Origin of the sequence: Aquisalimonas lutea (assembly GCF_030409225.1) — a bacterium.
Lineage (GTDB): Bacteria > Pseudomonadota > Gammaproteobacteria > Nitrococcales > Aquisalimonadaceae > Aquisalimonas > Aquisalimonas lutea.
Map to the genome: position 1 here is coordinate 1,938,635 of NZ_JAUFPK010000001.1, position 13,771 is coordinate 1,952,405.

At 70.5% G+C, this 13,771-nt stretch carries 14 protein-coding genes; all 14 read left to right on the top strand.

The window, feature by feature from the left end; all coding sequences use genetic code 11:
• The first annotated feature begins 21 nt into the window (after window positions 1-21).
• The 14 genes from QWY84_RS09055 to QWY84_RS09120 all read left to right on the top strand — a co-directional run bounded on the left by QWY84_RS09055 (window position 22) and on the right by QWY84_RS09120 (window position 13,738).
• On the top strand, window positions 22-669 hold the full coding sequence (locus QWY84_RS09055) for a phosphoribosylanthranilate isomerase (RefSeq protein ID WP_290202259.1): 648 nt from the start codon (window positions 22-24) through the stop codon (window positions 667-669).
• The gene (gene trpB, locus QWY84_RS09060) at window positions 632-1,864 is read left to right on the top strand and encodes a tryptophan synthase subunit beta (RefSeq protein ID WP_290202260.1); all 1,233 of its coding nucleotides are present in this window, start codon (window positions 632-634) and stop codon (window positions 1,862-1,864) included. Before QWY84_RS09055 ends, trpB begins: the two co-directional genes overlap by 38 nt.
• Window positions 1,861-2,679 carry a tryptophan synthase subunit alpha gene (gene trpA, locus QWY84_RS09065; RefSeq protein ID WP_290202261.1) on the top strand — a complete coding sequence of 273 codons (819 nt, stop codon included), beginning with the start codon at window positions 1,861-1,863 and terminating at the stop codon, window positions 2,677-2,679. The genes trpB and trpA overlap by 4 nt, the downstream gene beginning before the upstream one ends.
• Before the next feature lie 31 nt (window positions 2,680-2,710).
• Window positions 2,711-3,625: an acetyl-CoA carboxylase, carboxyltransferase subunit beta gene (gene accD / locus QWY84_RS09070; protein ID WP_290202262.1), complete on the top strand. Its 915-nt coding sequence runs from the start codon at window positions 2,711-2,713 to the stop codon at window positions 3,623-3,625.
• A gap of 7 nt (window positions 3,626-3,632) precedes the next feature.
• Window positions 3,633-4,904 (top strand): bifunctional tetrahydrofolate synthase/dihydrofolate synthase, encoded by a 1,272-nt coding sequence (gene folC, locus QWY84_RS09075; protein WP_290202263.1) that lies wholly within the window; start codon window positions 3,633-3,635, stop codon window positions 4,902-4,904.
• A 52-nt stretch (window positions 4,905-4,956) separates the two neighbouring features.
• Window positions 4,957-5,577 (top strand): SPOR domain-containing protein, encoded by a 621-nt coding sequence (locus QWY84_RS09080; protein ID WP_290202264.1) that lies wholly within the window; start codon window positions 4,957-4,959, stop codon window positions 5,575-5,577.
• A 91-nt stretch (window positions 5,578-5,668) separates the two neighbouring features.
• Window positions 5,669-6,286, top strand: a complete 618-nt coding sequence (locus QWY84_RS09085) for a CvpA family protein (RefSeq protein ID WP_290202265.1) — start codon at window positions 5,669-5,671, stop codon at window positions 6,284-6,286.
• 50 nt (window positions 6,287-6,336) lie between these two features.
• Complete coding sequence (gene purF, locus QWY84_RS09090) at window positions 6,337-7,851, top strand: amidophosphoribosyltransferase (RefSeq protein WP_290202266.1); 1,515 nt, start codon at window positions 6,337-6,339, stop codon at window positions 7,849-7,851.
• 64 nt (window positions 7,852-7,915) lie between these two features.
• The gene (locus QWY84_RS09095) at window positions 7,916-9,103 is read left to right on the top strand and encodes an O-succinylhomoserine sulfhydrylase (RefSeq protein ID WP_290202267.1); all 1,188 of its coding nucleotides are present in this window, start codon (window positions 7,916-7,918) and stop codon (window positions 9,101-9,103) included.
• Window positions 9,104-9,140: 37 nt separating this feature from the next.
• On the top strand, window positions 9,141-10,376 hold the full coding sequence (locus QWY84_RS09100) for a glycerate kinase type-2 family protein (protein ID WP_290202268.1): 1,236 nt from the start codon (window positions 9,141-9,143) through the stop codon (window positions 10,374-10,376).
• 23 nt (window positions 10,377-10,399) lie between these two features.
• On the top strand, window positions 10,400-11,035 hold the full coding sequence (locus QWY84_RS09105) for a class I SAM-dependent methyltransferase (protein WP_290202707.1): 636 nt from the start codon (window positions 10,400-10,402) through the stop codon (window positions 11,033-11,035).
• A 108-nt stretch (window positions 11,036-11,143) separates the two neighbouring features.
• Window positions 11,144-11,431 carry a sll1863 family stress response protein gene (locus tag QWY84_RS09110; RefSeq protein WP_290202269.1) on the top strand — a complete coding sequence of 96 codons (288 nt, stop codon included), beginning with the start codon at window positions 11,144-11,146 and terminating at the stop codon, window positions 11,429-11,431.
• A gap of 131 nt (window positions 11,432-11,562) precedes the next feature.
• Window positions 11,563-12,060 carry a thiol peroxidase gene (gene tpx, locus QWY84_RS09115; RefSeq protein ID WP_290202270.1) on the top strand — a complete coding sequence of 166 codons (498 nt, stop codon included), beginning with the start codon at window positions 11,563-11,565 and terminating at the stop codon, window positions 12,058-12,060.
• 103 nt (window positions 12,061-12,163) lie between these two features.
• A complete protein-coding gene (locus tag QWY84_RS09120) occupies window positions 12,164-13,738 on the top strand; it encodes a bifunctional GNAT family N-acetyltransferase/carbon-nitrogen hydrolase family protein (RefSeq protein WP_290202271.1) in 1,575 nt (524 codons plus the stop codon).
• The last annotated feature ends 33 nt before the right edge of the window (window positions 13,739-13,771 follow it).

Below are 13,771 nucleotides of genomic sequence, written 5' to 3' on the forward strand. Positions count from 1 at the left end.
TTTGCGGACGAGGGGGCGCGCGTGCACACGCGGGTCAAGATCTGTGGTCTCACCCGGCCCGAGGATGCCCGCGAGGCGGCCCGGCTGGGCGCCGACGCGGTGGGGCTGGTCTTCTACCCCGCCAGCCCGCGGCTCATCGATGTCGACCGGGCCCGGCGCATCCGGGCGGCGGTGCCGCCGTTCGTCACGGTGACGGCGCTGTTCCTGGACGCACCGGCGGACGAGGTGCGGGCCGTGCTGGACGGGGTCGCCGTGGATCTCCTGCAGTTCCACGGCAGCGAGCCGGCGGACTACTGCGAGGCCTTCGGCCGGCCCTATATCAAGGGCGTGTCCATGGCGCCGGGCGCCGACCCGGCCGCGGTTCTCGCCGGCCACCCGCAGGCCGCGGGGTTTCTCCTGGACAGCCACGGAGTGGGCGAGCGCGGCGGCACCGGGGTCGCCTTCGACTGGACCACCGTCCCCGAGGCGCGGCAGCGGCCGGTCATCCTGGCGGGCGGCCTGCACCCGGGCAATGTCGCCGACGCGGTGCGGCAGGTGGCGCCGTGGGCCGTCGACGTCAGCAGCGGCGTAGAGTCCGCGCCCGGCATCAAGGATGCCGCGCGCATGGCACGATTCATCAGCGAGGTCCAAGGTGTCCGAGACATCCCAGGCAGTGCAGCAGCCGACTGATTTCACGCGCTTCCCGGACGCAACCGGTCATTTCGGCCCCTACGGCGGTCAGTTCGTCCCGGAGACGCTGATGGCGCCGCTGCGGGAACTGGCCGAGGCGTACGCGCGCTACCGCGAGGACCCCGAGTTCGCCGCCGAGTTCCAGCGCGACTGCCGCGACTTCGTCGGCCGGCCGTCGCCGCTGTACCTGGCCGAGCGCTGGACACGGGAGACCGGCGGCGCGCGCATCTACCTCAAGCGCGAGGACCTCAACCACACCGGCGCGCACAAGATCAACAACACCATCGGCCAGGCGCTGCTGGCCCGGCGCATGGGCAAGACGCGCATCATCGCCGAGACCGGCGCCGGCCAGCACGGCGTCGCCACGGCCACCGTGGCCGCCCGCCTGGGCATGGAGTGCATCGTCTACATGGGCGCCGACGACATCGAGCGCCAGGCCCCCAATGTCTACCGCATGCGGCTCCTGGGTGCCGAGGTGGTGCCGGTGTACTCCGGCTCCCGCACCCTCAAGGACGCCATGAACGAGGCCATGCGGGACTGGGTCGCCAACGTGGACAACACCTTCTACATCATCGGTACGGTGGCGGGCCCGCATCCCTATCCGCTGCTGGTGCGGGACTTCCAGGCCATCATCGGCCGCGAGACCCGCGAGCAGATGCTCGACCGCGAGGGCCGCCTGCCGGACGCGCTGGTGGCCTGCGTGGGCGGCGGCTCCAATGCCATCGGGCTGTTCCACCCGTTCCTGGGCGACAGCGGCGTGGCGCTGTACGGCGTCGAGGCCGGGGGGCACGGCATCGCCAGCGGCGAGCACGCCGCGCCCCTGTGCGCCGGCCGGCCGGGTGTGCTGCACGGCAACCGCACCTATCTCATGGAGAACGACAACGGCCAGATCCTCGGCACCCACTCCGTGTCGGCGGGGCTGGACTATCCCGGGGTCGGCCCCGAGCACGCCTGGCTCAAGGATATCCGCCGTGCGACCTACACCTCCGTCACCGACGACGAGGCCCTGGCGGCGTTCCACGCGCTGACCCGCACCGAGGGCATCATCCCCGCCCTGGAGACGGCGCACGCCCTGGCCTATGCCGACAGGCTCGCGCGCGAGCTGGGGCCGGACCGGACCATCGTGGTGAGCCTCTCCGGCCGGGGCGACAAGGATATCCAGACCGTCGCGCAACAGGAGGGGAAGGACCTGTGAGCCGCCTTGCCGCACGATTCAGCGAGCTGCGCGCCGGGGACCGGACCGCGCTGATCCCTTACATTACCGCCGGCGACCCCGAGCCGGACAGTACCGTGGGCTTCATGCACGCCCTGGTGCGCGCCGGCGCCGACGTCGTCGAGCTGGGCGTGCCCTTCACCGATCCCATCGGCGACGGGCCGGTGATCCAGCAGGCCTGCGAGCGCGCCCTGCGCCACGGCACCGGCCTGCGGGACGTGCTGGCCATGGTCCGGGCGTTCCGCGCCGAGGATGCCACCACGCCGGTGGTGCTCATGGGCTACATGAACCCGGTGGAGGTCATGGGCTATGCGGCGTTCGCCGCCGCCGCGGCCGAGGCCGGCGTGGACGGTATCCTGGTGGTGGACATGCCGCCCGAGGAGATGGCCGACCTGGCGGACCACCTGGGGGATCACGGGCTGGACTCGGTGTTCCTGGTCGCGCCGACCACCACCGAGGAACGCATGCAGCTCATCTGCGACAAGGCCGGCGGTTTCGTCTACTACGTCTCGGTCAAGGGCGTCACCGGTGCCGGCCAGCTGGACGTGGACGCGGTCGGCAAGCGGGTGGACCGCCTGCGCGGCATGACCGGCCTGCCCGTGGGCGTCGGCTTCGGCATCAGCGATGCCGCCATGGCTGCGCGCATGGCGGAGGTCGCCGACGCCGTGGTGGTGGGCAGCGCTCTGGTCCGGCAGATCGAGGCGCACCAGGACGACCCGGCCGCGGCCGCGGAGGCGCTGTCGGCGCTGCTCGGCGACATGCGCCGGGCCATGGACGCCGACGGCGTGCCCGCATAAGCGAAACCACAAGCGTGAAGGAAGAGACACCATGAGCTGGTTCCAGAAACTCATGCCGTCCCGGATTCGCACCGACGCCACCGAGAAGGCGCGCAACCGCAGCGTGCCCGAGGGCCTGTGGACCAAGTGCCCGGGCTGCAGCGCGGTGCTCTATCGCCCGGAGGTGGAGCGCAACCACGAGGTCTGCCCCAAGTGCGCCCACCACATGCGCATCGGCGCCCGGACCCGGCTGCAGTCGTTCCTGGATGCCGACGACCGCACCGAGATCGGTGCCGCGGTCAAGCCCGTGGACGCGCTGCGCTTCCGCGACAGCAAGAAGTACAAGGACCGCCTGACCCAGGCGCAGAAGACCACCGGCGAGGACGACGCCCTGGTGGCCTACCACGGCCGCCTGCGCGGCAGTCCGGTGGTCGCCTGCGCCTTCGAGTTCGACTTCATGGGCGGATCCATGGGCTCGGTGGTGGGGGAGCGCTTCGTGCGCGCCGCCGCCATCGCCCTGGAAGAGCGCATCCCCATGGTGTGCTTCGCCGCCTCGGGCGGCGCGCGCATGCAGGAAGCGCTGTTCTCCCTGATGCAGATGGCCAAGACCAGCGCCATGCTGGGCCGCATGCGCGAGGAGGGGGTTCCCTACATCTCGGTGCTCACCGATCCGACCATGGGCGGCGTGTCCGCAAGCCTGGCCACGCTGGGGGATGTCAACATCGCCGAGCCGGAGGCGCTGATCGGCTTCGCCGGCCCCCGGGTCATCGAGCAGACGGTGCGCGAGACCCTGCCCGAGGGGTTCCAGCGCGCCGAGTTCCTGCTGGAGCACGGCGCCATCGACATGATCGTGGACCGGCGCGAGATGCGCGACACCATCGCCCGGCTGTTCGCCATCCTTACCCACCAGCCTTCCCCGGACGAACAGCCGGCGCCGGCCGAAGTGGAAGAACCCGCAACCGAGTGAGCCGCCCGTGCGCTTCGGTACCCTGGACGACTGGCTGAACTGGCAGGCAAGTCTGCACCCGCGGCTCGTCGACCCGGGCCTGGACCGGGTCGGTGCCGTGGCGGACCGGCTGGGGCTGCGGCCGGCCGCCGTGCCGGTGATCACCGTCGCCGGGACCAACGGCAAGGGCTCGTCGGTGGCGCTGCTGGACGCAATGCTCGCCGCCGCCGGCTACCGTACCGGCGCGTATACCTCGCCCCACCTGCTGCGCTACAACGAGCGCATCCGGATTGCCGGCGAGGAGGCGCCGGACGAGGCGATCATGGCCGCCTTCGATGCTATCGACCGGGCCCGCGGCGAGATCAGCCTCAGCTATTTCGAGTTCGGCACCCTGGCCGCGCTGTGGCTGTTCCGCGAGCGCGCCGTGGACGTGATGGTGCTGGAGGTCGGCCTGGGGGGGCGGCTGGACGCCGTCAATCTGCTGGACCCGGACGTGGCGCTGCTCACCAGCATCGGCCTGGATCACGCCGAGTGGCTGGGCACCGACCGTGACGCCATCGGCCGGGAGAAGGCGGGAATCCTGCGCGCCGGCCGGCCCGCGGTGTTCGCCGGGACGGCGATGCCGGCGTCGGTGCGGGACCATGCCGCCGCCCTGGGGGCGCCCCTGCGCGTCGCCGGCGAGGCGTTTCACCGGCACGTGGCGGACGACGGTACGTGGTCGTGGTGGTCGGCGACGCAGCACCTGGACGGGCTGCCGGCGCCGGCCCTGCCCGGCGGCATGCAGTACGCCAACGCCGCCGGGGCGCTGGCCGCCCTGGAGGCGCTGGCGGACCGCCTGCCGGTGCCGCCGCCGGCTGCGGCCGAAGGGCTGCGCCGGGCACGTCTGCCGGGGCGGCTGCAGGTCATCCCCGGTCCGGTGGAGTGGCTGCTGGATGTCGCCCATAATGCAGATGCGGCCGCCGTGCTCGCCGCGGAGATGCGCCGCCGGCCGGTGACGGGCCGGTGCCATGCGGTGCTCGGCATTATGGCCCGCAAGGACCTGGGACCGGTGCTGGATGCGGTCGCCGCCGGGGTGGATACCTGGTGGCCGTTGTCGCTGCCGGACGACGAAGCCCGGCCGGCGGCCGAGGTGGCCGCGGAGCTGCGCGCCCGCGGCGAGCCGGTGGCCGGCACCGGCGACGCCGATGCCCTGCTCCGGGAGCTGACGGCCGCCGTGAAGCCGGGGGACCGGGTGGTGGTGTTCGGCTCCTTCCGTACGGTGGAGGAGATGACCCGGGCGCGCACCGGGACGGATTACTAACCTTCCCGGTTCGTAAGCGGCCCGCGGGCGGTTCCGCAAGGAGGAAGGCGGTTTGCAACAGCATCACAAGCAGCGGCTGATCGGCGCGGTGGTGGTGGTCGCCCTGGCCGTGGTGTTCCTGCCCATGCTGCTCCAGGGGCCGGTGGATCGCAGCACCACGGACATGTCCATGGACATCCCGCCGCGGCCCGAGGCCGGCAGCGGCGACAGCGCCGGGCAGGACGCCCGCCGGCCGGCGGACACCCTGGAAGCGGTGCCCCTGCCCGAGGACACGGATACCGGCGATACCGGCACGACCGGGGCGCAGGATGCGCCGCCGCCGGAACCGAGCGTCCAGGCGGCCGAGCCCGGCGGTGGCGAAGCCGGCGAGACGGCCGAAGCGGGCCCGGCGCCGGCGGAAGGCGAAGGCGATACGGAGCCCCGGGGCGATGAGGATGCGGCCTGGGCCGTGCAGGTGGGCAGCTTCAGCCAGCGGGACAACGCACTGGGCTTGCGCGACCGGCTGCGCGATCAGGAGTTCTCCGCCTACGTGGACCGGGTGGAGCGCGACGGCGAGCCACCGCTGTACCGCCTGCGGGTGGGGCCGGTGATCCAGCGCGAGGATGCCGAGGCGCTGCTGCAACGCCTGAGTGCCGAGGCGGATCTGGACGGGCTGGTGGTCTCCCATCCGTGAAGGCGCGCCGGGCGGCGAAGCAGGTTTCTCCCGTGCGGGCGCTTTGCTACCATTTCGCCCTTCCTGCTGCTCCGGCGCCCGACGTCCGCCCATGAACTGGCTCGACTATGCCATCCTCGCCGTAATCGCCCTGTCGGCGCTGATCAGCCTGATCCGGGGCTTCGTGCGCGAGGTGGTCTCCCTGGTGGTCTGGGTCGCCGCCTTCTGGATCGGCATTCGCTACTCCGGCGAGGTCTCGGTGTACTTCACCGACACCATCGCCTCGCCCACGCTGCGGCTGGGGCTTGCGTTCGTGCTGCTGTTCGTGGCCACCCTGATCGTGGGTGCGCTGATCAACTACGCAGCCGGCCAGTTCGTCGGCCGCACGGGGCTCACCGGCACGGATCGCTACATCGGCGTGATCTTCGGCATCGCCCGGGGCGTCGTCGTGGTGGGCGTGCTGGTGCTGGCGGCCGGGCTGACGGCGCTGCCCCGGGAGCCCTGGTGGCAGGGGTCGATGCTGACCCGGCAGTTCCAGCCGTGGGTCTGCGAGATCGGCGTTCGCGAGTGGCTGGACGACATGATGGTCTACGCTCCGCTGGCCGACGAGTCGCAGATGGAGGGCACGCCCGCGCCGGACTACTGGGACGAGTTCTGCGGCCGCGCCGACCCGGCAGCGGAATCCGGACCCGAACCCGCGGACGGGGAAGCCGCGGACGAAGCGAGCTGAACACGCCGCCGGTGCCCGAGCGCACCGGGCGGCAGGAGGATCCAGGAATCATGTGCGGCATAATCGGAATGGTGGCCCACGGGCCCGTGAACCAGGCGATCTACGATGGCCTGACCGTCCTGCAGCATCGCGGGCAGGACGCCGCCGGCATCATGACCTGGGACGAGAACCGGCTGTTCCTGCGCAAGCGCAACGGCCTGGTCCGCGACGTCTTCCGCACCGAGCACATGATCCAGCTGCGCGGCCACATCGGCATCGGGCACGTGCGCTATCCCACCGCCGGCTGCTCGAGCAACGCCGAGGCGCAGCCGTTCTACGTCAACTCGCCCTACGGCATCAGCCTGGCGCACAACGGCAACCTCACCAACGCCGAGACCCTCAAGCAGGAGCTCTTCCAGGAGGACCTGCGCCACATCAACACCGACTCCGACTCGGAGATCCTGCTCAACGTCCTCGCCCACGAGCTCGCCCGCCCGGGCAAGATGCACATCGACGAGGAGGACATCTTCAGCGCCGTGGCCAGCGTGCATCGCCGCTGCAGCGGCGGCTACGCGGCCGTGGCCATGATCAACGGCTACGGCATGCTCGCCTTCCGCGATCCCCACGGCATCCGCCCGGTATGCTTCGGCGAGCGCGAGACCGGGGACGGCACCGAATATCTCGTCGCCTCCGAGAGCGTGGCCATGGACACCCTGGGGTTCCGCCTGGTGCGCGAGCTCGAGCCCGGCGAGGCGGTGTTCGTGACCCTGGACGGGCAGCTGCACACGCGCCAGTGCGCCGAGACGCCCGAGCATTGCCCGTGCCTGTTCGAGTACGTGTACCTGGCGCGGCCGGACTCCATCATCGACGACGTCTCCGTGTACAAGGCGCGCCTGCGCATGGGCGAGTACCTGGCCCGCAAGATCGAGCGGGACTGGCCGGACCACGACATCGACGTCATCATCCCCGTGCCCGATACCAGCCGCACGGCGGCGCTGGAGATGGCCCAGCACCTGGGCGTGAAGTACCGCGAAGGGTTCATGAAGAACCGCTACATCGGCCGGACGTTCATCATGCCGGGGCAGAAGCAGCGCAAGAAGTCCGTGCGCCAGAAGCTCAACCCCGTGGGCCTGGAGTTCCAGGGCAAGAACGTCCTGCTGGTGGACGACTCCATCGTGCGCGGCACCACCTGCGACCAGATCATCCAGATGGCCCGGGACGAGGGCGCGCGCAAGGTGTATTTCGCCTCGGCGGCGCCGCCGGTGCGCTATCCCAACGTCTACGGCATCGACATGCCCACGGCGCGGGAGCTCATCGCGTACAATCGCAGTGAAGAGGAAATCGGGCAGCTCATCGGCGCCGACGGCCTGGTCTACCAGGATCTCGACGACCTCATGGCCGCCGTCCGGCACGGCAATCACCGGCTGCAGCGGTTCGATGCCTCGTGCTTCAACGGCGCCTACGTCACCGGCGATGTCACCGAGGCCTATCTCGACACCCTGGAGCAGGCGCGCAACGATGCCGCGAAGGCGTCGGTGACCGAGGTGGCGGATTCCCTGGTGGATCTGGAGAGCGAGCCGGAGTAGGGGCGCCGTCACCGCTGCCGGACCGACGATTCCGGGACATGCCAACAGCCGCGAGACCACGCATATGACCGAGCAAGGCAAGGGAAAGGGCTTCGATACCCGTGCCGTGCGCGGGGGACAGGTGCGGACCGCCGAGCAGGAGCAGTCCGAGCCCCTGTTCCTGTCCTCCAGTTTCACGTTCGACAGCGCCGCCCAGGCCGCCGCGCGCTTCGCCGGGGAGGAGCCCGGGAACATCTATTCCCGCTTCACCAACCCCACCGTGCGTACCTTCGAGCAGCGCCTGGCCGGGCTCGAGGGCGGGCAGGCCTGCGTGGCCACGTCCTCGGGCATGGCGGCGATCAACGCCATGTGCATGGCGCTGCTGCGCTCCGGCGACCACGTGATCTGCTCCCGGGGCGTGTTCGGCACCACCACCTCGCTGCTCACCAAGGTCCTGCCGAAGTTTGGCGTGCACGCCACGTTCGTGGGGCCGACCGACTACGCCGGCTGGCAGGAGGCCATGCGCCCCGAGACGCGGCTGCTGTTCCTGGAGACGCCGTCCAATCCGCTCACCGAGGTGGCGGACATCGCCTGGCTCGCGGGGCTGGCCCACGAGCACGACGCCCTGCTGGTGGTGGACAACTGCTTCTGTACGCCGGCGCTGCAGCGGCCCCTGGAGCTGGGGGCGGACCTGATCATCCACTCCGCCACCAAGTACCTGGACGGCCAGGGGCGCTGCGTCGGCGGCGCCGTGGTGGGGGACGACAAGCGTGTGGGCGAGGAGATCTTCGGCATGCTGCGCACCGCCGGGCCCAGCATGAGCCCGTTCAACGCCTGGGTGTTCAGCAAGGGCCTGGAGACGCTGCGGCTGCGCATGCGGGCCCACTCCGAGAATGCCCAGGCGCTGGCGGAGTGGCTCCAGGAGCATCCGCGGGTGACCCGGGTCAACTACCCGGGCCTGCCGGGCCACGCCCAGCACGAGCTGGCCCGCCGCCAGCAGGACGGCTTCGGCGGCATCCTCTCCTTCGAGGTGGACGGCGGACGCGCCGGGGCCTGGGCGGTGGTCGACGGCACCGAGATGATCTCCATCACCGCCAACCTGGGCGACGTGAAGTCCACGATCACCCATCCGGCCAGTACCACCCACGGGCGCATCAGCCAGGAGGAGCGCGACGCCTCGGGCATCACCGAGGGCCTGCTGCGCATCTCCGTGGGGCTGGAGGACGTCGAGGATCTGCAGGCGGACCTGGACCGGGCCCTGGCGGCCGGCTGACCGCCGCGGGCGCGCACGAGATCAACGGGGGAGCGTCATGGACCACCGGGAAATCCTGCAACAGCTCTACCGCGCGGCCCTGGACCGGGTGGGCGGCCGGCCGGCGGTGCGCCACGCGGTGGAGAACGATCCGCCGGACGGGCCGGTGCACGTGCTGGCCATCGGCAAGGCGGCCTCGGCCATGGCCCAGGGCGCCATGGATGCGCTGGACGAGCAGCTCCAAAGCGGCCTGGTGGTCACCAAGACCGGCCATCTGGGGCGTGCCGTCAGCGATGACCCGCGCTTCCGCTGCCTGGAAGCGGCGCACCCGGTGCCCGACGACAGCAGCCTGGCTGCGGGCGAGGCGGTGGTGGAGTACCTGGAGTCGCTGCCGTCCGGCGACGAGGTGCTGATCCTGTTCTCCGGCGGCGCATCCAGCCTGGTGGAGCGCCTGCCGCAGGGGTTCACCGCGGACCATCTCGCCGAGCTGAACCGCTGGCTGCTGGGCCAGCACCTGGCCATCGACGGCGTCAACGCCGTGCGCCGGGCCATCTCGTGCGTCAAGGGCGGGCGCCTGGCCCGGCATCTGCACGGCCGGCCGGCGCGGCTGTACCTGATCTCCGACGTACCCGGCGACGACCCCGCCGTGATCGGCTCGGGCCCGTTAGTGCCGTCGGCAGCGGAGCCGTCGCTGGCGGCGGACGTTCCCGCCTGGGTCGCCGAGGCGGCGGCCGCAGCGCCCGCGCCGCCGGCGCCGGAGGCGCCGGAGCTGGCCGGGCTGCGGCGGGAGATCATCGCCACCAACGCCGACGCCCGTACCGCGGTGGGCGAGCGGGCGGAGCACCTGGGACTGCCCGTGCAGGTCCATCACGAGCCCCTGGACGGGGATGCCCTGCGGGCCGGCGAGCACGTCGCCGACGCCCTGATCCACGGCGAGCCGGGAGTGCAGGTCTGGGGCGGCGAGACCACCGTGGCCCTGCCGGAGAACCCGGGGCAGGGCGGGCGCGCCCAGGCCATGGCGCTCACGGCCGCCGCCTGCATCGAGGGCCATCACCAGCTGTGGCTGCTCGCCGCCGGCACCGACGGCACGGACGGCCCTGGTGATGCCGCCGGCGCCATCGTCGACGTCCACACCTGCTTCCGCGGGCGACAGGCCGGCCTGGATCCGGAGGCCAGCCTGGAAGCCGCCGACAGCGGCACCTTCCTGGACGCCAGCGGCGACCTGCTGCGCACGGGCCCCACGGGCACCAACGTCATGGACGTGGTGATCGGTCTCCGGGGCGGCTGGTCGTGAAGCGCGTCCCCGAGCCCGAGCTCATGGATGCCGCCGACCAGGCCGCGGCCTACGCGGCGGCGGACTTTGAGGAGCCCAACAGCCGCTTCGTGGCCTTTTTCGCCGATGCCGTCGGCGCGCCGGCCGGTCCGGTCCTGGACCTGGGCTGCGGGCCCGGCGACATCGTGCTGCGCCTGGCTCGCCGCTACCCCGGTGTGGAGGTCCACGGGCTCGACGGCGCCGAGGCCATGCTGGCGCACGCCCGGCAGGCGCTGGGACGGGAGCCGGAGCTGGCGTCCCGGGTCCGGTTCCTGCAAGGTACGCTGCCGGACGGTCCCTTGCCGCGAAGCGACTACGCCGCGGTGACCAGCAACAGCCTGCTGCACCACCTGCACCGCCCGGCGGATCTCTGGGCGACCATGCGCCGGGCGGCCGCGCCCGGCGCTGCCGTGCTCGTCATGGACCTGTTCCGCCCCGGGAGCCGCGAGGACGCCGAGGCGATCGTGGCCACGTACGGGGCCGGCGAGCCGGACGTGCTGCGGCGGGATTTCTTCAATTCCCTGCTGGCCGCGTTCACCCCCGACGAGGTTCGCCGGCAGCTCCGGGAGGCCGGCCTGCCGGGCCTGCAGGTGGAGACGGTCTCCGACCGCCACCTGCTGGTACACGGGCGGCTTCCTTGAGCCCGGCCCGCCGGAACCTGCTAACCTGAGCGGATAAGTGGATGAGTGGTCGCATTCCGTGGCTACCCATGCCACAGTGCCCAATCCGCGACGGTGTAGGAGGTGGCCATGGCCCAACGGGACGAGTATCTGGAGAAGTTCAAGGCGCAGCTGGACCAGTGGAATTCCGAGCTGGCGCGCCTGGAGGCCAAGGCGGAAGAGGCGCAGGCCGACGCCCGGCTACGCTACGAGGCCGAGATCGAGGAGCTGCGGCAGCGCCGCGAGGAAGCGCGGCAGCGCATGAAGGAGCTGGAACAGTCCGGCGAGGAGGCCTGGGAGGATTTCCGCAAGCGTGCGGAGCAGGCCTGGAACGACCTGGATGAGGGCTTCCGCAAGGCCTGGTCGCATTTCCGCTAGGGCCGTTTGACAGGAATCCGACGTCGGCAGCCGTTGCCTTGGTCCGGACGCAGCTCCGGGACACGGGCACGGCTGCCGAAACGTGTCCGCTATCGAATTTTCCATCAAGCCTGCAACGGGAGAACGAATCAATGGCAGAGTTTTCAGTCCGCGGCACCATGGTCCATACCGCCGGCGACCTGCCCGCGAAGGGCAGCCGTGCGCCGGCGTTCACGCTGACGCGGACGGACTTCTCCGCCCTTTCCCTGGACGACCTCAAGGGCAAGAAGGCGATACTCAACATCTTCCCGAGCATTGATACGCCCACGTGCGCCAACTCCGTGCGCCGCTTCAACCAGGAGGCGGCCGGCCGGGACAATGTCATCGTGCTGTGCGTGTCCGCGGACCTGCCCTTTGCCCAGTCGCGCTTCTGCGGCGCGGAAGGGCTGGAGGACGTGGTGCCCGTGTCCACCTTCCGCAACCCGGAATTCGGCCGCGACTACGGCGTGGTCATGGTGGACGGCCCCCTGGCCGGGCTCATGGCCCGGGCGCTGGTGGTCGTCGACGAGGACGGCGCCGTGCTCCACGCCGAGCAGGTACCGGAGATCGCCCGGGAGCCGGATTACGCCGCCGCACTGGATTGCGTCTGATTGTTGCCGCCGTTTCGTACTATCATGTCCTCAGCGCGGCCGCGGCAGCCCGTGCGCGGCGGCCGCGAGCACCTATTCACGCCCTGACAACCCTCGAGCAGCCATGACCGACGCCCGCGAACTCCAGGAAGACACCGACGAGCATCGCCTCATCCTCCGCAACCTGCGCACGGACGACTACGAGGACATCAAGGAGATCATGGAGGAGGTCTACGACCCCTCGATGGGGCCGTGGACGCGCAAGCAGTTCCATGCGCAGCTGAACCGTTTCCCCGAGGGCCAGATCTGCATCGAGGACAACGGCAAGGTCGTCGCCGCCGCGCTGACCATCATCGTGGACTACCGTCGGTTCGGCGACCGCCACACCTATGACCAGATCACGGGCAACGGCTACTTCACCACCCATGATCCCAACGGCGACGTGCTCTACGGCGTGGACATCTTCGTCAGCCCGCGCTACTCCGGCATGCGCCTGGGGCGGCGGCTGTACGACGCGCGCAAGGAGCTGTGCCGCAAGCTCAACTGCCGCTCCATCGTTGCCGGCGGCCGGATCCCGGGCTACACCCAGTACGCCGACCAGATGTCGCCCGAGGAGTACATCGAGCTGGTCAAGCGCCAGGAGGTCTACGACCCCATTCTCAGCTTCCAGCTGGCCAACGACTTCCACGTGCGCCGGGTGATCACCAACTACCTGCCGGAGGACCGGGATTCCAAGGCATTCGCCACCCTGGTGCAGTGGAACAACATCTTCTACGAGGAAGAGGACGACAAGCCGCTCATCGGCGGCGAGAAGAGCGTGGTGCGCGTCGGTGCCGTCCAGTGGCAGATGCGCTCCATGCACTCCGTCGAGGAGCTGATGCAGCAGGTGGAGTTCTTCGTCGACGCGCTGGCCGGCTACAACGCCGACTTCATCATGCTGCCGGAGTTCTTCAACGCGCCGCTGCTGTCGAACTTCAACCAGGACAACCCGGCGGAAGCCATCCGCGGCCTGGCCCAGTACACCGACGAGATCCGCGAGGAGATGCTGTCCCTGGCGGTGAGCTACAACATCAACATCATCGGCGGCAGCATGCCCGTCTATGCGGACATGGAGCTCAACAACGTCTCCTTCCTGTTCCGCCGCGACGGCAGCTGGGATACCCAGCACAAGCTGCACATCACTCCGGACGAGCGCGCCTACTGGGGGCTGCGCGGCGGTGACGGCCTGCACGTGTTCGACACCGACGTGGGCAAGATCGGCATCCTGGTGTGCTACGACGTCCAGTTCCCGGAGCTCTCGCGGGTGCTCATGGAGCAGGGCATGCGCATCCTGTTCGTGCCCTTCTGGACGGATACCAAGAACGGCTACCAGCGGGTGCGCCACTGCTCCCAGGCGCGCGCCATCGAGAACGAGTGCTACGTGGCCATCACCGGCAGCGTGGGCAACCTGCCCAATGTCGAGAACGTGGACATCCAGTACTCGCAGTCCGGCGTTTTCTCGCCCTCGGACTTCGCCTTCCCCCACGATGCCGTGGTCTCCGAGGCGACCCCGAATACCGAGATGACCCTCATCGTCGACCTGGACCTGGAGAAGCTCCGGGAGATGCGCTACGAGGGCTCGGTGCGGAACTACCAGGACCGCCGCCTGGACCTCTACCAGGTCCAGTGGATCGGCCAGGACACCACGCGGGGCACGTGAGCCGGAACCGAACCACAAGCCCAGCGGGCCCGG